Origin of the sequence: Crenothrix sp., assembly GCF_043729335.1 — a bacterium.
In the GTDB taxonomy this organism is placed as follows: domain Bacteria; phylum Pseudomonadota; class Gammaproteobacteria; order Methylococcales; family Methylomonadaceae; genus Crenothrix.
The window spans coordinates 40,928-62,533 of record NZ_JAYTLQ010000060.1; the positions used below are offsets into that span (position 1 = coordinate 40,928).

Consider the following 21,606-nt stretch of genomic DNA (forward strand, 5'->3'; position numbering starts at 1 on the left):
TACGGTATGATGGTTAACCAAGCATTCGGCGCATTATTAGCGGGTTATTACAGTGTGGGGGCATTGCCGCCCCATTGTGGGGGGGAATTGGTTTTCTTCATTTCCGCGATAGACTCTTCAATCAGAGTGGTAGCTTGAAGAAAATTATCGGCCTTTGCCGCCTTTTTGGCTTGTTTTATTTTGGTGCTTATCCGTTGCAAGCGCGGAGAATTTCCCTTGCTTCCTTGATCTTTTGCCACGTCAGATGCCTCAGAAGCGAGAGTTGAAAAACTGGAAGCGTTGGATGTTTTACTTGCGGCCAACATTTTTTCACCAAGCGCTATGAGTGAGGTGTAGTCTTCATTGATTGGCGAACCGGCTGCATAGACCAAGTTCGATGAACCCAAAGATAAAAACAGGACTACTAAGATATGTTTAAAATTCATAAATTTCCCTAAATATAATTGTTTTCGGCAGATACAAAAAACGAAAATGTGGGATTCAGATTCGAAAAATGCACTAGCCATTGCTTACCTAAAAAATGCCATCTCTCCCTTAAGGACTAACAAAACGGCTAACTATGTTTAGAATATCCTTTTCTGTAACGCTCCGATGGGTAAGTCTATCTAATTATTATTTACGTCAGATTGATATATATCAAGAATAAGCCTATGAGTTGTTAGTCAGGGGCAGAGTAATCATGAAAAAATAACAAAGCATTACAAATCTATTGAAATAAACATTCAAGTATTTGATTTATAAAATATGTTTACCATTTTCACAGCAGTCGCTCTCATTAAAAGTTAATTGTTCTCGCGTTTCTTAATTAGAGTTTTAAATGCCACATGCGGTGCAATACGCTATCGAGACTTTGAAAGTAAGGGAGGAGCGCGAACCCCATCATTTTATTATGGTGGGGTTCGGCTATCGCCTCTACCCATTCTATCGCGCTTAGGTGTTGCATTGTTCGACAAGAAAAATAGAAAGTTATTTTCTTGTCGAACGAAAGAAATATTAAACCGAGCTATTTAAAGGTACGTATTTTTTCAGTTAGGCTTAGTTATGCACCAACGCTTCTTCTGCATTGTGTTGTAGCAAAATAGTTTTGGCTTTTTCAACTTCCTGGTCGTCGCCGTGGACAATGAGTAGGAACTTGTCGGCCTTAAGCGCTGTTTCGTACTGAACGATGCTGTCTTCAGGAATACCGATGCTGGCCAGTGCGCCGCCAAGAGCAGTCAGTCCTCCAGTAACCACAGCGGCTTCCAGAGCAGTGATGACCATGCCTACCAATGGACCACCCATGACAATAGGCCCGATACCCGGCACAAAGAAAAATGCCGAACCGAACAATAAACCCCAGATCCAACCCCAAAATACACCGTACTTGCCCCAGGTCGCCATACGGTCGCCAATATTGTAATAGCCGACAACGTGCTCTTCGGTATGGTAATCTTTGCCGACAACGGACAGTTTTTTCATGTCGTAGCCAGCTTGCTGCAACTCCTTAACTGCACTTTCGGCATCCTGGTGAGTAGGGAAAATGCCTATCGCTGAGTTGTGTTTATTGTGCATGATATTTCCTGGATGGTTTTGTATGGCAAAAGTGACAGGTAACGCTGCAAGGCGTAATCTGTAGGGTGACAATAGGCACAATCGGCGTATTCAAGTTTGTGAAACCTTGCATAATACGCATCGCTATCAAGTCTCAGACTAACTGATAGCCAATCCCAGCGTCAAGGCAATTAAATTTTATTGTCAGCAACAAATAGTAATGTTCCTTTTCCACGCTATAAGTTGTAATGGGGCTAATAGAGTTTTAGGAGTTATGATGGGTTTTGGCTATCGTTTCGGAAGTAGTCATTATTTTCTCAATGTTGTTTTAATAAGATTTCAAAACCTGCTTGTTCAAAGTGCTTATCTGTCGTAAAAATTCTATCAAGTTGGTTTTCTCTAGCGAGAATAATGCTACTGCAATCAACTAACCCCCATTCTTTGTCTTGCATCTGGGTAAACAAGGCAAGACTTTTTGTCATCAGGCCTTCATTTATTGAAATAACTGTCCACGCCTTTGATTGATAAATGCTGTTTACCATTTGCACCGCAGTCGCTCTCAATTTAACTCGACTAAAAGCGTTACAAAATTCAGCAATCACAAAATCACTGCTAATAAAATGAGTTTGGGCTTTCACCAGCGCGTGTTGTTCTTGATAAGCGGCATGGTGAAAAGAATCTTGTTTGTTTCCTATTGCAATGAGGGCTGCGGTATCGACAAAAACGCTGTTCATTGTTTATCAGTACCATAAAGATAATGGTCGTGATTAATGGCAAAATCTTGAATTCCTGTATCCGTAGCAGGTAAGCCGACATTAGGATTGGTCCAGGGGTCATCTACAGTGATTTGCTGTTTTGCAAAAACCGCGAAAAACTTTGCTTCGGTTATCAAGCTTTGCTCTAATTCTTTAATGCGTTGTTTTAAACGTTCTTGCGGTAAGGTATCGGGAACGTTAATGGTAATTTGCATGAAATATTCCTCGCGTGCTGTTTAAGACTTAATCATTTTATGAACAAATTCTAAGAAATAACGGTATGTTTTATGTTTTGCGTGATGACTGATGTAAATCCCTGATTAATTTGAATATTGCAAAACGTTCAGCGTTTTAAGCTATCGCTAATGTTGTCCTATTGATTGCAACTTATCGTTTTATTGCCACAATAAATGTTTCCAGTACTTGGACTATACTGCCTTGTGTTAACCAGAATTTTGTTGCTCATTAATAAAATTATTAGACACATAATATTCGTATACGCTTCATTGAACTATATCATGAAATATGAAACCACCCACACCACTACCTAACGTTATCGATGAAGATTGGCGACTTCAAACTAGTACGCAGCTTACGAAGGATTGGGCGGATGCATCAGGTCAATTAGTTCCCAAGGGTTCCAGAGTTGTTGTTTCAGCAAAAATCCAACTTAAAAAAAAGAAGCAACTAATTATTCCAATACCAAATGCCACAGCGCTGTTACTAAACTCATCATCAAAGGCATTTTCAACAGCTAGAGATATAAGAGAATCAAGTGGTATTGATAAATTGAATCAGAAAAATTTAATATTCTTTTCATCGGACAAAGACGCATTTGATTTTATCGAAAACATGATTGGAGCAATCGTACTGGCTTTTACAGCATTGGAAGCGTTTGTCAATGAAACTATTCCAGAAGACTTTATTTATGTGTGCGATGTAAAAGGTGAAAAAGAAAAAAAATTCGATAAAACTAGTATTGAACGCTATATACCAATTGACGAAAAGCTCGCGACAATACTTCCAAAAATACTAAATTGCAAATCACCCAAGACTTTCCACTGTTGGGGCAATTACAAAAAACTAAAAACAACCAGGGATCGCTTGATTCATATGAAGACGGAAGACCGTAATTATTCATCGTCTAAGCAGGACACAGTTTGGAAGGCAGTATTAATTTACCCCGCACCACATCAAGCTGCAAAAGCAATAATTGATCACTACGCAAACGCTATGCAAACCAAACCTAATTGGCATTTAAAATTCCCAATACTGTGAATAACACTATGCGATATTTTTTAAGGTATTAGTAATGAATAAAACTTGTTTAAAATGTGGATATCAGAGGAGGCAAGCAGATAAGTCACCGGATTACGCTTGCCCGGCCTGTGATGTTGTTTATACGAAATATGAAGCAAAACTAGTTAGAGATATTGGGTTAGCTAAAGAAATTCGAGATCAACAAGTTATAGACAATAACGCGCAACCACTAGAAACTCGTAATAAAGTAGACATAGCGAAAAAATATGGCTATGTTTTTTTAATTTTCTTTGGGATTATTCTTGGACTTCAAGTCTATAACGGCGAAATGGAGTATAAGAATGGAGAAATAAGATTTAAAGAAATAGTTACTAACACAATTGAAATAAGAAATGAAGTTGCTTATTTACCCAAGAGTGATAAACCTTTTACAGGAAGATTAGAAGAATTTCATCCAAATGGACAGATAAAGCAGCTAAAAATTTTTAAGGAAGGTAAAGGAATTGGTTTGACAACAGCATGGTGGGAAAATGGGCAAAAACTATATGAAATGACATTCAAAAATGGTGAGTCGGGCGAGTGGACAGTATGGGATGACGAAGGTCACGTAATCTGGGGGAAGAATCAGGTATCTCCCTTAGAAAATCTTGGCGCTTGGCGTAATGCATCATACCCAAACCAAGCACAGATATGTGAACATTTGGTTGACCGACTTAGCCAACCAAATTTAACTGCATCAGATTTGTGTATATGTATATCGGGTGTTGCCGGTGATGATAGCAGCCTTGATTTTATGACTATAACAGAAACAGCAGCAGTATGTGCCCTGCGATTGAAATAATTTAGAACCAGATTAAAGTCATCTCCTTATACACAAGTATGGCGATATTTATAAATCAATGACTTACGATTGATCGTGTTTTTATGGCACATCATCTAAGTGATTGATTTTTAATATTTTCAAAAAATGTATTCGAAAAATCACCTTGTTTGTAAGTTATTGATATTTATAGTGTCAATGACTTTTGTATAAGGAGATGGATTAAAGTATAAACGCATGGGTCTACGCGAAATAATCCCTCACATATCCGACACCTAAATGTTTTCATACTGATACCGTTTTAGATGTATATTGATTTTCCGGTACATAACACCTTAGCAAATCAATTAAGACCCAGGAATAGGCGGCGGCAAATTAGGAAAGCTCGTAGCCAAACTATCCATCTTTTCGGCGGCTAACCATTCCGGCAGTGGATCATGCCAAACCAAAGTACTGCGCGTAATCTCGCCACTTTGGATTTTTTGCTTAATCGTTGCCACATCAAAAGGCCCAGTCCGTTCGCCATTAATAGCCACATAGACCATCGGAGCATTCGGTAACGGCGGCGGTGTCGCCTGACTTTTACCGGCTTCAGAATAAGCCCTGCTCAACTCATTCGCCATACCAAACCCTACGCCCATACCCACGCCAGCCGATGCCGCGCCACCAGGATTAGCCGCCGCAGTCTGCATAGCTTCTGCCGCCTGATAGCGCGTATAGTCATTTAAATTACCAACAATACCCATACTGGTACGCTTATCCAAGGCTTTTTCAACCTCTTCCGGCAGAGAAATATTTTCAATCAGCAGATTACTAACTTCCAAGCCATATTCTAGAAATTCGGGGGTAATACGGGTGCTAATGAAGTTGCTTAAGTCATCATAATTGCCCGCCAAATCCAACACAGGAATATTAGACTCACCCAATATCGAACTGAACCGTGAGGTAATAAGATTACGCAATTGGTCGCTGATTTCATCGGTTATAAAATGGCCATTCGTGCCGACAATTTCTTTGCTGAACACTTCAGGATCTTTAATTCTAACCGCATAGGTGCCAAAAGCCCGTAACCTGACCGCACCAAATTCCTTATCACGTAACATAATGGGATTTTTAGTGCCCCATTTCAGGTCGGTAAATCGGCGCATATTAAAAAAATACACCTCGGCTTTAAACGGACTTTTGAAGCCATGTGGCCAGCTTTGCAGCGTGGTCATAATCGGCATGTTATTGGTTTCCAGCTTATATAAACCCGGTGGGTACACATCAGCAATACGGCCTTCATTCACCAATATGGCGGTTTGCGACTCACGCACCGTTAACATGGCACCGTATTTAATTTCATTGCCGTAACGTTCAAAGCGGTACACCATGGTATCGGCAGAGTTATCTGTCCATTCGATAACATCGACAAATTCCCCTAAAATCTTACCAAACAAGCCCATGTTAATTTCCTGGTTGTGGTTGCTCTTCGGTGGTTGCAGGCCGGATAACTTTGGCAGAAGCCAAGGTTTTGCGTAACGCTGCTTCACAGGCTTGCAATTCTACTACTGCCACGGCACGGGCTTTTTTGCCTGCTTCGGCAATTTGCAGACTTTCTTCCAATGTTTCAATCAGTAAAGTATTAGCCTGTTTTATCGTCTCAATATCAAATACTCCGCGTTCCAGTTGTTGGCGAGTTTGTGCGTTGGCTTGTTTAAGATTTTCGGCGTTGCTTTTTAGTAAATCATTGGTTAAATCCGTGGCGGCTTTTACGGTGTCAGCTGCTTGGGCAGAACGATAAATGGTCACGGCGGTCGCCAGTTGTTGACGCCATAAAGGTACGGTATTCACCAAGGTAGAATTAATTTTACTGACTAAACCTTTGTCATTATCCTGAATCAACCTAATGCCGGGTAAACTTTGCATGGCCACTTGTCGGGTTAAGCGCAGATCATGTACGCGTCGGTCAAGCTCGTCACGCGCTGCCCTTAAATCCCGTAATTCTTGAGATAAAAGGGTTTGATCGCTGGCTTGGGCTTGTTTGTTTTTGTCCGGAATAGTTTTTTCATCCAGTTCGGTAAGCTTTTCCTCGCCTGCTTTAATATAGTTTTCAAGCGAATGAAAAAAATCCAGGTTGGCATTGTAAAGCCTGTCCAGGCTGGCAATGTCGGTAAGTAACGTAGTTTTATGGATTTCCAGCTTATCGGTAATGCTGTCTATCTGTTTACGGACTTCTTCATAACGCTGGATAAATTTGGCAACCGGCTTGGCTTTGCCTAGCATACGATCAAAAAAGCCCGGTTTTTTATTAGGGTCCAGTTCATCAATATCAAAGCCTCTAATGACTGCAACCATGGCGTTTAAATCTATACCCGCCTTGCCTAAATCTTTGTTTTTGACGCCATCCAGCATCTTGTCTGAAATGGAAGTGAGTTGTTCCTGTGCTTTGCTACCAAAATGCAAAATAGTTTGGCTGTCTTCAATATCGATTTCGCTCATTAACTTATCCACTTCTGCGCTTGGCACAGCCGTAGGATTGGCTGTGTCAGTTTGCAGAGGTGGCGTCATTTTTTCAAAAAGATTGCCGCTAATTACTTTTGCTTGCACAGCTTCTGCGACTTTTGCAGTTGTTTCGGCTGTAGCCGCAGGCGTTTCTACTTGTTCTTCATTCATTATCAGTGCCTTTGGGAGGATGTATTAAACAATGCCTTCATGTTTGAGTTGTTTGGCAAGAACTTCAATCTGAACGTCCAGATCAAATAAATCTTCTTGCAACAACTTGTCTTTTTGTTCTTTGAACACAGTTTCTATGCTATCTAGCACATTACGAAAATTTTGCTCCAATTCAATGGTATCCGCTTGCAAATGGGTATTGGCATAACCGTTAGTCACTTTATTAGCGCCTTCCAAATACACCAGTAAAAATTTCCGGGTACGCCGAATAGCCGCAGGATTGGCTTCCAGTTCATTAATAATGTTTCTTGCCGTAGCGCAGATACGATCTATGCGGTTATTAAACTCACGGTTATTGATTTTATTATTAGCATTTTCGATACTTAAGATGGCATTTTCGGCCGCTTCAATCGTCGTGCTGATTTCTTCTATGGTATAACCATGATCACCTAATACTGTTTTTTGTGTCCGTGGATCAAAGCCATAACGTAGATACATGCCTAATAAAGCCCCCAGGCCAAACGCAACCGAGACCGCAAACGTATGGTGTGCGCCAAGCCACGCTACTACAAATGTGGTTAAGGCAACGATACCGGCTGCCGAGGTTTTTAACGGCCACTTAGGTGCGCGAGTGACACGCTTTTCCTGATAAACCGCTTCAGCTTGCAGGCCTCTTCGCAACATTTTTGCGGCTAATATAAACGCAGCGTAACCCCCTACATTGATAATAATCGCTAATAAATTGCCATTGGCAAAGGCTTTAAGGGTTCCTGGTATCAATAAGAAAGGTAGCACATAAAGCAGTAACCCGCTGCTGCTAAACCAGGTTTTGCTTTGTTTGATAAACCGTTTAGGGTTTCTGCGTAGCGAATTTAAGTCGGGCACGGTTAAACCTCGGTAAAATAATGGCGCTGCAAGATATTATTACTGACTAAAAGCTATCAGCGGTGAACGAGGTGGCAGTGTATCGGCCTTAACCATAGATTGACATGTAGCAAGTCCTACAGTAGCAATTAACAGTATCAACCCTAAAAATCGTCTAAACCATGGGGACATTTTGATCACCTATCTATCAAGAAATAATGGAAAATGCAATTAAGTTTTGCAAAGTTTATCATACCGAAATACCGTATAAAAAAATTCGTAATTATTCAGACTCCCACCTTAAAATTCCTTCTCCTTCGGGAGAAGGCTAGGATGAGGGGTATATAGTGGCAGGGGTATGAATAATTACAAAAATTCTAGTGAAGGCGCTCAAATAATGGATAACGCAAGCAATATTTTTAATGCCATACCGCAACAATTAACTGAAGAAGGGTTTGAAACCCTGTTGCGTAGCGAGCATGTTCGTATCGAGCGCATTGTTTCCAGAGGGCATATAACGCCTGTGGATCAGTGGTATGACCAAGCGTGGGATGAATGGGTGATTTTATTGCAAGGGCAGGCGCGGCTGCATTACCACGCCGATGATAGACGCATTAATTTGGATAGCGGGGATTACGTATTAATCCCCGCGCATACCAAACACCGTGTTGAATGGACATTACCCGATGTTGACAGTATTTGGTTGGCGGTTCATTTGTATTAACTTTGCGCGACTTGTTGCGGGGCTCGTTGTTGGAGTTTTTCCAGCACCTCATCGCGAGGGCCGTCCATGACTAATAAACCGTCGTTTAAAATCATAATACGATCGGTTAAGCCTAAAACACCCATACGATGGGTGATAACAATGACGGTGCAACCGCGCTTTTTTAGACCGGCTAAGGCCTGACCCAGTGCAATTTCGCCTTGTTCATCCAAATTGGAATTGGGTTCGTCCAGAACCACCAGCACGGGGTCGCCATAAAGTGCCCGTGCCAAACCAATACGTTGCCGTTGGCCTGCGGACAGTACGCCGCCTGTGCTGCCAATTTCGGTGTCATAGCCTTGGGGGAGATGCAAAATCATGTCATGTACGCCGGTGGCTTTGGCGGCAGCAACTACTTTTTCGGAATCCAGATCGCCAAAGCGGGCAATGTTGTCGGCAATAGTGCCATCAAACAATTCGATATCTTGCGGTAAATAACCCACAAAAGGCCCCAGTAATGCGCGATCCCACTGTGCAACTTCGGCACCGTCAAAGCGTATTGCACCATTTGCTGTCGGCCATATTCCGAGCAGTGCCCGTGCCAGTGTGGATTTTCCAGAAGCACTCGGGCCAATTAAAGCTACAAATACGCCCGGATCAATAGCAAAACTAATGCCTTTAACGACAGCCGTTCTGGAGCCGGGCGGTACGATAACTGCTTGTTCGGCACGTAATGCGCCTTTGGGCGGTGGCAATGGCATACGTTCGGTTTCGGGTGGAAATTGTGCCAGCAAGGTATTTAAGCGTTCGTAAGCGGTGCGGGCACTTAAAAACTGTTTCCAGCTGCCGATCATTAAATCGATAGGCGCTAACGCACGTCCCAACAGAATTGAACCGCCGATCATCAAGCCCGGTGTGATTTCCCGATCAATCGCTAACCAAGCGCCCAAGCCCAAAATTAACGATTGTATGGTGAGCCGGTAGGTTTTTGACAGTGCGGAAATTAATCCGGCTTTGTTACTGGCTTGCGCTTGTAGAATAATCAGGTTTTGTTGTTTTTCTTTCCAGCGCGACAACAGGGCAGGTAACATACCCAAAGCATGAACAATTTCTGCATTACGCAGGTTACGCGAGGTAATGTTGGCGCTTTCTACAGAAACGCGGTTGGCCTGTTCCAAATCATCATGCGTGGCTTTTTCATTCCAGATCGCTAATAAAATTAATAGTATGGCCGATCCAATCGCCACCATGCCAAAACTGTTATGGAACAAAAACAGTAAGCCGATATAGACAGGTATCCACGGTGCATCAAAGAAGGCAAACAAGCCTTGGCCGGTTAAGAATTGCCGCAATGCCAATAAATCACTTAACGGTTGGGCGCTGGATTTGCCGCCTGAAACCAGTGCTTGTCGAAACAGTACTCTATAAAGCCGTTCGTTAAGCAGTAAATCAAAGCGCGCGCTGACGCGGATGAGTATTTGTGAGCGTATCCATTCCAGCGCACCTAACGTGATAAACAATACCACGGCTAATAATGTCAGCATTATTAACGTAGGAATGCTGTTGCTGCCCAGTACGCGATCATACACTTGCATCATGTACAGGGAGGGCATCAACATTAATACATTGATAAAAAAGCTGAAAAGTGCTGCCGATTGGAATGATTGACGGCAGTGACGAATGGCCTGAGCGAGTTCTGAGGCGGGTAAACGCATGATGGTGTTGCCTTATAGTGATAAAAAAGCAAGCCCCTGAAACGGGGCTTGCTGAGGCTTTATTTTACCCAGAAGGTCTTAAGCAAGCTAGCTTATCTGTGCAAGTTGAGAAGGTAACCCGATGTATTGCACGGGAATGTAGTTGCTGTCTGAGTCGGGGGTATAAGCCGATAAATCATTTTCGACTGCGGGGATAGTATCAGAAACCGGTAAAAAAATGATCGCTTTAGACGCTTCGGGTAAGCCTTTGTCGCCTATAGCGGCGCCGGAAGGTTCTTCGCCAGGTGTACTCGCGGGGAGTTTGTGGAAAATATCTTTTTCCGGCACCTGTTTAGTACAGTAAGTGGCTTTGAAACCAGAAGAAAAATGCAGCGTGTCTGGGTTAGTGTTTAAAACCGATGTGTCGACGGCATCGTTAATTTTTAAAATAAGCGGCTCATCAATAATTGATACGGCTTGCGGCAGTGGGCTACTGAGCGTGTAAAAGTCTGCTAAATTGGCTGCGTCTTGGGTATTTTGAATAAGATCATCAATCAGGTTTTCAAAAAAGAAGGGGTTGAGGTTGTTCTGCAAACTTTTTTCAGCGATAGCAGAGGGCAAGTTGTCTTTTTTTGTCGTCAGTTGAGTCATGACTTTTCCGTTTTTAGTTTTTAAAGGGCGACAGAGTAGCGGTTAGCGTTTACAAAAATCAATTATCCCATTAAGCTTATCAACGCTTATGCTTGCGGGTAGGTAGTGCGGGTATTTTTTATCAGTGTAGGTTGCTGAATTTGATTTTGTTTAAAGTATAGATGAAGACAAAAAAAATACAGGGTAAACAAACAATTTTTTTACAAGATGTAACAAACTTTTGCGTTACGGCAGTGTTGATTACATTTGTCCTATGTTGATATAGTACCTACAGATTTTTTATAGTAGGCGCGTGTTTTTGTTTTTTGAGTGTTCAATAAAAACGGATAGCAGCCATATTAGCTAGTTCGCAAAAAATCAATATCCGCATCCTCTCAAGATAGTTGCGGACTGAGTGGAGTCAAAGCTTGCGGTGCGCTTGTTCGCCTGCGTCCAGCGAACGGCGAATGTACTTTAGATGTAGACTTTATTTTTTATGGATGAGTGTGTGTTAGAGAAGTTGTAATACAATAATATAAGAAACACTTCATTGATTTTATTGCAGTAAAAATTTTAAAACGTTTTGGGTCAGCATTGTCTTCATGACGACTTTAGAGCAGGGATATTATGAATAAACTAAGATTGATCACAATTTTTTTATTAAGCTTCGTATTAGTCATCAGCGTGTCTCTTACAGGCTGTGCAAGTGGTAAAAAACATGAAAGCACCGGAGAGTTTTTTGATGATGCCGTATTGACTACTAAAGTAAAAGCGTCAATTTTAGGCGATTCTAGGCTTAAAGTTTTGCAGATTGACGTTGAAACTTACAAGGGTGTTGTACAGTTAAGTGGCTTTGTTGATACGACTGATGCGGCAAATAGAGCTGTAGAGTTAGCCAGGCGTGTGCGAGGCGTTAAAATGGTTAATAACAGTCTGATTGTTAAATAAAAAATAGTTTTTAGGACGGGGGTCGTATGATTTGTTCTGATTAGGTAGAGTAAATTACCCGTTTGCCCTAAGTCTGTTGGAGGGTGAGTAGTTCATGGTTCGACATGCTAACCATGAACGGTTTTTAAGCTTGCTCAAAAAATCATTATTGACTGAATGGGGTAGGTGCGGATTTATCCGCATTTATACCGTGTGCGTATAATGCGGAATTCATTCGCGTCTGCGGTTGTTCGCGCATATCTAACGCGAAGTTTTTACGTCGTCCTAATGGCATTTGTTATACGGGAAGTGTGATGTTAGATAAGCTTCTTAAGTAATTTAAGGATAGATAAACATTCAAAAATCAAAGTGACCTGATTTTTAGTAAAAAAAACTTTGAACACTTATCTAAGCAACTTGTCTTTTGATTGGATTAATTGTAAGGCCTTCAACAAGCTACTCACAGATAGTTTAATATTTTAGGTACGCTCACGCCTTGTAAAACATCTGTTTAAAGTTGCCATACGCCTTTTGCGCGTTAAACTAGCGAGGATGCCAACTGGTATAGACAGTCTTAATGAGTTAAAATATAAAATTTAATTTGCGATAATTGTTGAGAGACCTGCCCCCTTCCTCCTGTTTCGCTGTACTTTTATGCAGCCCAACAACATATCATAGCCATCACTAAAGTTTCTAACTACTAAACCAGGAGTTTGCTCCGTGAACAAAACCAAGCAACTGTTTGCAAGTCTGATCTTGACGTTTTTAAGTCTAGGAACAGCGCAAGCATACGATTACGACACTAATTTGCCAAAAGGAGTGACATGGCTCAGTCGAGCTGTCTATGACTTGCACATGCAGATCCTATGGATCTGTGTCGCCGTAGGCGTGGCTGTATTTGGTGTTATGTTTTATTCGATTTTTCATCATCGTAAATCGAAAGGACATAAACCCGCACAGTTTTATCACAATACCAAAGTTGAGGTTATTTGGGTCACCATTCCTGCAATAATTATTGTTGTTATGGGATGGCTTGCAACCGGTCTTATGCGCGAAATGTATCACGTTGAAGACAGTGATATGACGGTCATTGTGACCGGGCATCAGTTTTACTGGGAATATAAAATTCTGGGTAAAGATGGCGATGCTGCCAAAGATATACATTTTGATAGCGAGTTAGACGTTGCTAGTAAAAATGCCCGGGATGATGAGGATATTGACCCCTTAACCGTCCCCAATTACTTGCTGAATGTTAACGAACCTTTAGTCATCCCTATCCATAAAAAAATACGTTTTGTGCTGACAGCCGCCGATGTTATTCACTCCTGGTGGGTGCCTGATTTAGGCTGGAAAAAAGATGCTAATCCAGGTTTTACTAACGAAGCGTGGGCCAATATAGAAAATGAATCATGGATGACCGGTGACATCGAAACCTGTGAATCAGTGCCTAAAGAACGATGGTCTGAAGCCGATAAAGAAATGTGTGCAACATTAAAAGCATGGCGGAATACCGATAAAAAATCTTGGTCGAGTAATAAAAACTCCGTTTGTCATGAGGTGTGGGATTCAATCAAAGTCGCAGCAGTTTATCGCGGACAATGTACCGAACTTTGTGGGGCAGGCCATGGTTTTATGCCGGTTGTGGTGATAGCTATGAAGCAAGCGGATTACGACAAATGGAGCGAAACCAAGCTGAATCCAGAAAAATTCTGCAAATCTGGTAATGCCGAAGTAGCGGATATGACCCATGAAGAATTAATCTATAAAGGAAGCTTAGTTTATTCTGCTAAATGCGAAAGTTGCCATGGCCGTGATGGCGGCGGCGGTGTTGGCCCTTCCTTAATGACGAGTACTATTGTTAAGGGTGATATTAATGATTTGGCAAACATTGTCTTAAACGGCAAAGGCCCCATTATGCCGGCATTTGCTAAACAACCTCGTTTAGCAGCGCATGAATTAGCTGAAGTCATTACCTACGTTAGAGATCGCTTTGGCAATAAAAAGGATGATGAAATTCAACCGAGTGCTATTAAAGAAATGTTAGTGGGCGAACATAAAAACACTTTAACTGTAGCGCCAAGTTCTGAAGCGACGCAAAAAAGTGTGGACAGTAACGCAGAAGAAAAAGCTAATATCAAAGAAAACGTAGATGTGAGTGCAAAATTAACGTTGGATGAATTAGTAGCCAAAGGCGAAGGTGTTTATGCCAGCAACTGCCTGGGTTGTCATCAAGCTCATGGCGAAGGCATGCCGCCTATGTTCCCAGCTTTAGCGGGCAGTTCTGTAGTTAATGGTGATATTGATGCGCAAATTAATTTAATGTTAAATGGCAAAAACTCTATGCCGGCTTTTGGAAAAACCTTAAATGCGCTTGATTTTGCGGCAGTATTAGCCTACACGCGTAATAACTTAGGTAATTCAATGGGTGATTTTAAACAGCCGTCAGAAATACAGTCGCTGATAATAGCACTGCCTGCAGGCGCAGAGTGATGATCTCCTTGCTAGCGACTCAATCCAAAATTCTAAAGGTATAAATTATGTCTGCTTTTTCAGCAAAAGGTTATCAAGTTGATGACCATAATATTACTCCTCATGAGAACGATCATCACGATCCTCATCATGAAGATGACCATCATCATGGTCCAGCCAAGGGTATTATGAGGTGGGTATTTACCACCAACCATAAAGATATCGGTACGTTATATCTGCTGTTTTCACTGGTGATGTTTTTTGTCGGCGGTGGTATGGCAATGATTATTCGCGCTGAATTATTTCAGCCGGGTTTACAGCTGGTAGAGCCTGCCTTTTTTAACACGATGACCACCATGCATGCGTTGGTGATGATCTTCGGGGCGGTGATGCCAGCTTTCGTTGGCTTGGCCAACTGGTTGATTCCTATGATGATCGGTGCGCCGGATATGGCGTTGCCGCGCATGAATAACATGAGTTTCTGGATGCTGGTTGCAGGGATTTGCTTATTATTTAGCACTCTGTTTATGGGCGGGCTCGGTGGTGGCTGGACGATGTATCCGCCTTTAATATTGCAAACCGGTGACGCACTGCCTTTTGGTATTTTTTCTATCCATTTGCTGGGTATTTCTTCAATTATGGGCGCCATTAATATTATTGCTACCATTACTAACATGCGCGCTCCCGGCATGTCATTGTGGCAAATGCCCATTTTTGTATGGACTTGGTTGATTACCGCCTTTTTGTTGATTGCCGTTATGCCAGTGTTTGCCGGCGCGGTCACCATGTTATTAACTGATAAGTTTTTTGGTACCAGCTTTTTTAGTGCGGCCGGTGGTGGTGATCCTGTCCTGTATCAACATATTTTCTGGTTTTTTGGTCACCCAGAAGTGTATATTTTGATTCTGCCTACGTTTGGTATTGCATCCACTATTATTCCGGTATTCTCACGTAAACCCTTGTTTGGCTACCTGTCTATGGTAGGTGCGACTATTTTTATCGCTATTTTGTCGTTTGTAGTCTGGGCGCACCACATGTTTTCGGTGGGTATGCCGCTTGCGGGTGAGCTGTTCTTTATGTGGGCGACCATTGCCATTGCTATTCCGACCGCTGTGAAGGTATTTAACTGGATTGCCACCATGTGGGAAGGTGCGATGACCTTTGAAACGCCCATGCTGTTTTCCATAGCTTTTGTGGTGTTGTTTACTATTGGCGGCTTTACCGGTGTGATGATGGCGTTAGCGCCACTGGATTTTCAATATCACGACACTTATTTTATCGTGGCGCATTTTCATTATGTATTAGTGCCTGGCTCTATCTTTATGATTATTGCCGCAGTGTACTTTTGGTTGCCTAAGTGGACCGGCTATATGTACAACGAGAAGATTGGCAGGTTGCATTTTTGGTTATCAGCTATATCGGTCAATATCTTGTTTTTCCCGCAACATTTCTTGGGGTTAGCCGGTATGCCGCGCAGAATTCCAGATTACGCCGTGCAATTTGCTGATTGGAATATGATTTCAAGTATCGGTGCGTTTATTTTTGGTGTTAGCCAATTGCTGTTTTTGTATGTGGTTATTGATTGCATGCGCGGTGGTACTGGCGAAAAAGCCACTAATGAAGTTTGGGAAGGTGCGCTTCAATATGGCGGCGGTATCGTGGAAGGCTTGGAATGGACATTACCCTCCCCCCCGCCTTACCATACTTTCACTGAGCCACCTGTCATTAAATCAAGCTTGCCGCATTAGCACCTATTGGACGGATTATTGTGAATACACAATAGTCCGTCCGTGTGCTGGCTCTATTAATCAATAGATAAACGCCTTACTGGATTTGCACTGATTATGACTGAAAATTTGACTAAAAAGAACACTAAGCTGCTGCGCATTCTGGTATTGGTTGCCGTTGCTATGTTTGGTTTTGGTTATGCTTTAGTGCCCCTATACAACTGGGTGTGTGTTGATTTACTTGGCCTTAAAGATCGTGCTGATGTGGTTCAATCTGAAGCTGACAAACGTGCAGTCGGTAAAGAGACGGTCTACACAGTCAATAAAGACAGGGAAGTTGTGGTTGAGTTTGAAACCATACTGAATGGTGCTATTCCGATGACATTTCGTGCGCAAACCCAGCAGATCAAAGTGCATCCTGGCCAATACTACACTATGAATTTTATTGCACAAAACACCGGTGATAAAACGTTGTTGGCACAAGCCAAACCTAGTTTGTCGCCGGTTGCGGTCACCGATTTTTTTCAGAAAACCCAATGTTTTTGTTTTATTGAGCAAACTTTTAAACCTGGAGAAACTAAAATCATGCCTATACGTTTCGTCGTTAAGCCGAGTTTAGCCCCAGAATATAAAAAAATTACGCTCTTATACACATTTTTCGATATAACAGATAAGAATTAGAGGAAGATTATGTCTACAAAAGACGCATATTACGTTCCGCATAAAGCGACTTGGCCAGTCATTGGTACTGCGGGGTTGTTTTGCATGGTGGCCGGATTTGCAAATTATTTAAATGGCTCATCCGTAGGCGTTTTTTTAATGCTTACCGGCTTTTTGATATTTATTGTCATGCTGGTCGGTTGGTTTACCTTGCAATCCAGAGAAAGTGAATCGGGCATCTTTAATTCCCAGGTCGGTATTTCTTACCGTATGGGTATGATGTGGTTTATCTTTTCCGAAGTTGCTTTTTTTGCCGTATTTTTCGGAACGTTGTGGTATACGCGTAACTTATCTGTACCTTGGTTGGGTGAGGGTGCAACCAAAGAATTTTTGCATCCATTATTTGAAGGGACTTGGCCGACTAATGGCCCTGAGCAACTGGGTCTGGATAAAGAAGGTAATCGCATTTTTGGTGCTGAATTTGAGCCCATGGGCGCGTGGGGATTGCCTTTTGTGAACACTTTATTACTGTTGAGCAGTGGCGTTACCTGTACCTGGGCGCATCATGGTTTGTTGGCAAAAAACCGCAATCAGTTGATTAAGGGATTGGTTGCTACGGTTGGCCTGGGTTTTCTGTTTGTGCTGTGTCAAGCGGTGGAATACCACGAAGCCTATGCAGAAGGCTTAACGTTGGGTACGGGTATTTACGGCTCTACCTTTTTTATGTTGACTGGGTTTCACGGTTTTCACGTCTGTGTGGGCGCGATTATTTTATCGGTAATTTTGTTCCGCAGCTGGAAAGGGCATTTTACACCAGAAAACCATTTTGCCTTTGAAGCCGCCGCGTGGTATTGGCATTTTGTGGACGTAGTTTGGTTGGGGTTATTTATATTTGTATATTTGATGTAAAATCCACTTAGCGATAAATTAAAAAGCGCTGCCGCAAGACAGCGCTTTTTTTTTGCCGATATTAATTCAATGCAACCTGCGCTGGATAATGGGTTGCGCTGATTTTTGTTGTTATAAGTCAATGTTTTTAAATGGAGATTTTATAAAATTATAAAGGGCATTTATTGTCTTTGTGGGCTAGATGAAGACTCTGGTTTGTGCATTTGCATACCTAAGCCATGCGGTTTAACCAAGCCCGTGACCACAGCCAGAAACAATAGTATAAATAATAAAATAGAAATACCTGATCTAAGCGTTAAGGCTTTCATGATTTTTTCAGAATCTAAACCTGATTTATGTTTAACCAAATGAAATAAAGCAGTTGCCAAGCTGGCGAGGATGAGAATAAAAATAATAATAACGATAATTTTCATAAATTGATGCTGAGGGTAGTTTTTTATTGAATTATTGATATTCTCATTGATTCTTAAGCTATTGCCAATACTTTTAAAAATGGTGGTTGATTCTTAACATTATTCAAGCTCTCTATTTAATGGTTAAGTGTCCTTAAGTTAATTTACGAATAGTTTCAATCGCATCCTGTCACGGGTTTGGTCCGCAAAGAGAGGGTTTATAATGGCTGTACGAATGACATTCAAATTAATACCGACATTAGTGTATTGTTGTGTATTGCCATTGCTGATTACCCTAGGTGTTTGGCAATTGAATCGCGCTGAAGAAAAGCAGATATTTCTTAAAATGCAAGAACAACGGTTACAATCGGAGGTTATTGTATTAAAACCTGATACGCCAGTGGATTTAGTGCTTTTAAAGTATAGCAAAGTGAGTGTTGCCGGACATTATGATAACGCCCATCAATTTTTGCTGGATAATCAAATTAATGCAGGCGTAGTCGGTTATTTTGTGTTGACACCTTTTGTACTGGAAGGCAGTGACAAAACCGTTTTGGTCAACAGGGGCTGGATACCTCTAAAAGATAGAACGCAGTTGCCCCAAATTACTGTGACCGATACGCCAACAACCCTACTGGGCCGTATTAATAGCTTTCCTGGCGTGGGATTAAAATTATCGGGTGCTGAAATGCCCTCTAAAAACTGGCCGTCAGTGGTTGGTGTGGTAGACAGTGCTGTTTTATCGGCAACTTTGGGCTACCCACTTTTGCCGTTTCAAATTGAACTGGCTGATACCCAACCGAATGGTTACCAACGAGACTGGCAACAAACTACCCTCATGCGGCCGGAACAACATACGGCTTATGCCGTACAATGGTTTGCCTTGGCTTTAGTGCTAACCGTATTATTTATTCGCTACAGTTTTAAAAAAGTTAATGACTAAGCAACAGAAAAAAAACCGTCTATTGGTGATTGTTATTTTTGCCATGAGTATTGTGCCTTTCGCAATAGCCTGGCACTTAAGTAAAAACGTGCAATTGCTGGGTAATGCGCACACCACTAATAAAGGTCAGTTAATCACGCCACCGGTCACTACCGAACGGACTGATTGGGTCGCGATGGATGCGATTTCCGCACAAAAAATGAATGAATTGCCCGGCCGTTGGTTGATTGTTAATGTCATCCCGCAAAAAACCTGCAACGCAGTCTGCCTTAAAGCCATACTGGATACCCGGCAATTGCAGTTAATGCTTAATAAAGATATGCTGCGTACCCGCCGTGTTGTAGTCGCATTTGACGCGCTTTTACCAGACGACGCTAAGCAATTATGGCTCAAAGAGTCGCTATTGTGGCGATTGCTCGATAAAGGGGTTAAAAGTGAAGCGGACTACAAAACCGATAATGCTTTGTATACCACATTACTGAATCCAGAAAATTCGGTAGATGATGTGCTGATAAGTCGATTAATTGGCCAGGAAAATAAAGAGACGGCATTAAAATCCGATTTAATCAAGGTAACGTCCAGTAATGCGTTACGGCAAAAAATGACCGATATCCGAAAAAGTGTTATACCCGAAGGCATGCTGTTTTTAATAGATCCTTTGGGTAATATCATGATGCAATACGAACCGGGATTTGATCCCTATAAAGTAAAAAGTGATCTCATGCACTTGCTGCGAATTTCACAAATAGGTTAGTGGAAATAATATGTACAGAAAAGTTACGCTGTTTGGCATCCTATTAGCGCTATCCATTATTTTAGCGGGTTCGTGCGCACATTTTATGCCGTCGATAATGATCGGCACGCTGTCAATACTTAAACTCCATCAACATTTAGGGTCGGTATTAGCCGTTGTGGCGTTAATACTTACCCAGTTGTCATGGACTCAAAAACACTGCCGCGCTAGTGCAGTGCTGTTGTCATTTACTGCGCTGTTTTTTACCGGCTTGCAAGTCGCTTTAGGGATTTGGACGCAGAAAATGCAGTCCATGCCAGTACTGGTTACAGGCCATGTGCTATTGTCTGTGCTTGTTTTAGGGGCATTATTCAAGCTGTATTTACGCGTTCAGCCTAATTTGGTAGCCAGTAAAACTTCGCCTACTTTTAGTTTTTTCGTACTGTGTACGCGCGGGCTGTTATTTTTGCAGATCGCTTTAGGCGCTTGGTTAACTACCAATCATGGTGGAGCTGCTTGTGTGGGTTTTCCGCAATGTAATGGCGCTTGGTGGCCGATTGCTGATTATCAGGGCGCGTTAAATGTTGTGCAGGGTTTTTTGACGGGCTACACCGGTGATATTGCTTTTGATGCCCAGGTTGCGGTAAACAGCCTGCATAGAATCGGCGGCTTGATCTGTTTTATTGTTGTCTTTGCAATCATGCTGACGGCCGCATTTGGTAACTATATTAAACCGATAAGACGCGCCGGTTTAGTGTTGTGTTTGCTGTTATTTGTGCAGATGGGCTTGGGTGTAATCGGCATAAAATTGGCCTTGCCTGAGTTGTGGGTGGCGCACAATGTGGTTGCAGCATTGTTGATGCTACCGTTGATTGCTATGGGGTTTTATAGTCGTTACGGGTTTGCAGAAGCACCTTTACCCATTCCTGTTGAGGTTACGCCACGTAAAACAGTAGAAAAAACGCTTACTTATCCTCCCGTTCAAGATGTTTATGTGGCGCCTAGTGCGGAATCACTGTATTTACGTCTTAAATCACAACTCAAAAAGACACGATCTGGACTGGGCGGTATATTGGCCAATTTGCCGATAGGGGCGAAGTCAATCAGTGGTGATTTACTGGAAGAAATTGAAGCCAGTTTGCTCATGGCCGATGTTGGCATAGATGTCACCAGTAAAATCATTAATCGTTTGACTGAAACCTTGGAGCGTCAACAGCTTAACGATGGCGCGGCATTGTCAACAGCACTAAAGCACGAATTATTAACTATACTTAAACCGTGTAGCCAGCCTTTGCATATTCCTCAGCAAGATGGGCCATTTGTTATTTTAGTGGTAGGTGTTAATGGTGTGGGTAAAACGACAACCATAGGCAAATTGGCAAAACGCCTGCAAGCTCAAGGGCACAGTGTGATGCTGGCAGCGGGTGATACTTTTAGAGCGGCCGCTGTTGAACAATTGCAAGTTTGGGGCGAACGTAATAACATTCAGGTTGTGGCGCAACATACCGGCGCTGATTCGGCATCGGTTATTTATGATGCGGTACAATCAGCGCAATCCAAAGGTATTGATGTATTGATTGCTGATACTGCCGGGCGATTACATACCAAAGCTAACCTGATGGAAGAGCTGAGAAAAGTAAAGCGCATTATCGGAAAATTGGACGCGACAGCGCCGCACGAAGTATTATTGGTGTTAGACTCTGGAACCGGGCAAAATGCCTTATCTCAAGCAAGATTATTTAATGAAACAGTGGAATTGACGGGTTTAGTCGTGACAAAATTGGATGGTACCGCCAAGGGCGGCGTTATGTTTGCTTTGGCTAAACAAATAGGTATTCCGATTCGCTTTATTGGCATAGGCGAGGGCATTGATGATTTGCAGGACTTCAACGCCGAAAATTTTGTAGATGCGCTGTTCGTTAAAGACTAATGACA

21 protein-coding genes are annotated in these 21,606 nt (G+C 42.2%); 11 read left to right on the forward strand and 10 right to left on the reverse strand.

What is annotated here, in order from left to right; translation table 11 throughout:
• Window positions 1-47 precede the first annotated feature (47 nt).
• The 4 genes from ACHZC4_RS14690 to ACHZC4_RS14705 form a co-directional block, all read right to left on the reverse strand.
• Window positions 48-425 carry a hypothetical protein gene (locus ACHZC4_RS14690; protein ID WP_394754618.1) on the reverse strand — a complete coding sequence of 126 codons (378 nt, stop codon included), beginning with the start codon at window positions 423-425 and terminating at the stop codon, window positions 48-50.
• Between the two features lie 610 nt (window positions 426-1,035).
• Complete coding sequence (locus ACHZC4_RS14695; protein WP_394754619.1) at window positions 1,036-1,551, reverse strand: general stress protein; 516 nt, start codon at window positions 1,549-1,551, stop codon at window positions 1,036-1,038.
• A 296-nt stretch (window positions 1,552-1,847) separates the two neighbouring features.
• Window positions 1,848-2,264: a type II toxin-antitoxin system VapC family toxin gene (locus ACHZC4_RS14700; protein ID WP_394754620.1), complete on the reverse strand. Its 417-nt coding sequence runs from the start codon at window positions 2,262-2,264 to the stop codon at window positions 1,848-1,850.
• Window positions 2,261-2,500: a hypothetical protein gene (locus ACHZC4_RS14705; RefSeq protein ID WP_394754621.1), complete on the reverse strand. Its 240-nt coding sequence runs from the start codon at window positions 2,498-2,500 to the stop codon at window positions 2,261-2,263. Before ACHZC4_RS14705 ends, ACHZC4_RS14700 begins: the two co-directional genes overlap by 4 nt.
• Before the next feature lie 310 nt (window positions 2,501-2,810).
• Between ACHZC4_RS14705 and ACHZC4_RS14710 the strand changes: the two genes are divergently transcribed.
• The gene (locus ACHZC4_RS14710; RefSeq protein ID WP_394754622.1) at window positions 2,811-3,563 is read left to right on the forward strand and encodes a hypothetical protein; all 753 of its coding nucleotides are present in this window, start codon (window positions 2,811-2,813) and stop codon (window positions 3,561-3,563) included.
• Window positions 3,564-3,597: 34 nt separating this feature from the next.
• Entirely contained in the window at window positions 3,598-4,386 is a 789-nt protein-coding gene (locus ACHZC4_RS14715) for a toxin-antitoxin system YwqK family antitoxin (RefSeq protein WP_394754623.1), read from the forward strand.
• Between the two features lie 326 nt (window positions 4,387-4,712).
• Here the strand turns inward: ACHZC4_RS14715 and ACHZC4_RS14720 are convergent, their stop codons facing one another.
• From ACHZC4_RS14720 to ACHZC4_RS14730, 3 genes are read right to left on the reverse strand one after another with little or no spacing between them, the layout of a single operon-like run.
• Window positions 4,713-5,810, reverse strand: a complete 1,098-nt coding sequence (locus ACHZC4_RS14720) for an SPFH domain-containing protein (protein WP_394754624.1) — start codon at window positions 5,808-5,810, stop codon at window positions 4,713-4,715.
• 1 nt (window position 5,811) lies between these two features.
• The gene (locus ACHZC4_RS14725) at window positions 5,812-7,020 is read right to left on the reverse strand and encodes a toxic anion resistance protein (RefSeq protein WP_394754625.1); all 1,209 of its coding nucleotides are present in this window, start codon (window positions 7,018-7,020) and stop codon (window positions 5,812-5,814) included.
• Window positions 7,021-7,044: 24 nt separating this feature from the next.
• On the reverse strand, window positions 7,045-7,905 hold the full coding sequence (locus tag ACHZC4_RS14730) for a 5-bromo-4-chloroindolyl phosphate hydrolysis family protein (RefSeq protein WP_394754626.1): 861 nt from the start codon (window positions 7,903-7,905) through the stop codon (window positions 7,045-7,047).
• 337 nt (window positions 7,906-8,242) lie between these two features.
• On the opposite strand from ACHZC4_RS14730, the gene ACHZC4_RS14735 reads away from it, so the two are divergent.
• Window positions 8,243-8,608: a cupin domain-containing protein gene (locus ACHZC4_RS14735; protein WP_394754627.1), complete on the forward strand. Its 366-nt coding sequence runs from the start codon at window positions 8,243-8,245 to the stop codon at window positions 8,606-8,608.
• Here the strand turns inward: ACHZC4_RS14735 and ACHZC4_RS14740 are convergent.
• Complete coding sequence (locus ACHZC4_RS14740; protein ID WP_394754628.1) at window positions 8,605-10,302, reverse strand: type I secretion system permease/ATPase; 1,698 nt, start codon at window positions 10,300-10,302, stop codon at window positions 8,605-8,607. The two genes, ACHZC4_RS14735 and ACHZC4_RS14740, sit on opposite strands and share 4 nt — an antisense overlap.
• Before the next feature lie 87 nt (window positions 10,303-10,389).
• A complete protein-coding gene (locus ACHZC4_RS14745; RefSeq protein ID WP_394754629.1) occupies window positions 10,390-10,932 on the reverse strand; it encodes a hypothetical protein in 543 nt (180 codons plus the stop codon).
• Between the two features lie 606 nt (window positions 10,933-11,538).
• Between ACHZC4_RS14745 and ACHZC4_RS14750 the strand changes: the two genes are divergently transcribed.
• The 5 genes from ACHZC4_RS14750 to ACHZC4_RS14770 all read left to right on the forward strand — a co-directional run bounded on the left by ACHZC4_RS14750 (window position 11,539) and on the right by ACHZC4_RS14770 (window position 17,603).
• Window positions 11,539-11,859, forward strand: a complete 321-nt coding sequence (locus ACHZC4_RS14750) for a BON domain-containing protein (protein ID WP_394754630.1) — start codon at window positions 11,539-11,541, stop codon at window positions 11,857-11,859.
• Between the two features lie 699 nt (window positions 11,860-12,558).
• A complete protein-coding gene (locus tag ACHZC4_RS14755; RefSeq protein ID WP_394754631.1) occupies window positions 12,559-14,328 on the forward strand; it encodes a cytochrome c oxidase subunit II in 1,770 nt (589 codons plus the stop codon).
• 47 nt (window positions 14,329-14,375) lie between these two features.
• Window positions 14,376-16,055 carry a cytochrome c oxidase subunit I gene (gene ctaD / locus ACHZC4_RS14760; RefSeq protein WP_394754632.1) on the forward strand — a complete coding sequence of 560 codons (1,680 nt, stop codon included), beginning with the start codon at window positions 14,376-14,378 and terminating at the stop codon, window positions 16,053-16,055.
• 96 nt (window positions 16,056-16,151) lie between these two features.
• The gene (locus ACHZC4_RS14765) at window positions 16,152-16,715 is read left to right on the forward strand and encodes a cytochrome c oxidase assembly protein (protein WP_394754633.1); all 564 of its coding nucleotides are present in this window, start codon (window positions 16,152-16,154) and stop codon (window positions 16,713-16,715) included.
• 9 nt (window positions 16,716-16,724) lie between these two features.
• Window positions 16,725-17,603: a cytochrome c oxidase subunit 3 gene (locus tag ACHZC4_RS14770; RefSeq protein WP_394754634.1), complete on the forward strand. Its 879-nt coding sequence runs from the start codon at window positions 16,725-16,727 to the stop codon at window positions 17,601-17,603.
• Window positions 17,604-17,764: 161 nt separating this feature from the next.
• On the opposite strand, the gene ACHZC4_RS14775 is transcribed toward ACHZC4_RS14770, so the two are convergent.
• The gene (locus ACHZC4_RS14775) at window positions 17,765-18,016 is read right to left on the reverse strand and encodes a DUF2909 family protein (RefSeq protein ID WP_394754635.1); all 252 of its coding nucleotides are present in this window, start codon (window positions 18,014-18,016) and stop codon (window positions 17,765-17,767) included.
• 214 nt (window positions 18,017-18,230) lie between these two features.
• Here ACHZC4_RS14775 and ACHZC4_RS14780 point away from each other — a divergent pair, with 214 nt between their 5' ends.
• Genes ACHZC4_RS14780 through ftsY form a run of 3 tightly spaced genes read left to right on the forward strand, consistent with a single transcriptional unit; the run spans window position 18,231 to window position 21,601 of the window.
• A complete protein-coding gene (locus tag ACHZC4_RS14780) occupies window positions 18,231-18,938 on the forward strand; it encodes an SURF1 family protein (RefSeq protein ID WP_394754636.1) in 708 nt (235 codons plus the stop codon).
• The gene (locus ACHZC4_RS14785; RefSeq protein WP_394754637.1) at window positions 18,931-19,692 is read left to right on the forward strand and encodes a hypothetical protein; all 762 of its coding nucleotides are present in this window, start codon (window positions 18,931-18,933) and stop codon (window positions 19,690-19,692) included. The genes ACHZC4_RS14780 and ACHZC4_RS14785 overlap by 8 nt, the downstream gene beginning before the upstream one ends.
• Window positions 19,693-19,702: 10 nt before the next feature.
• Complete coding sequence (ftsY, locus tag ACHZC4_RS14790; RefSeq protein ID WP_394754638.1) at window positions 19,703-21,601, forward strand: signal recognition particle-docking protein FtsY; 1,899 nt, start codon at window positions 19,703-19,705, stop codon at window positions 21,599-21,601.
• The last annotated feature ends 5 nt before the right edge of the window (window positions 21,602-21,606 follow it).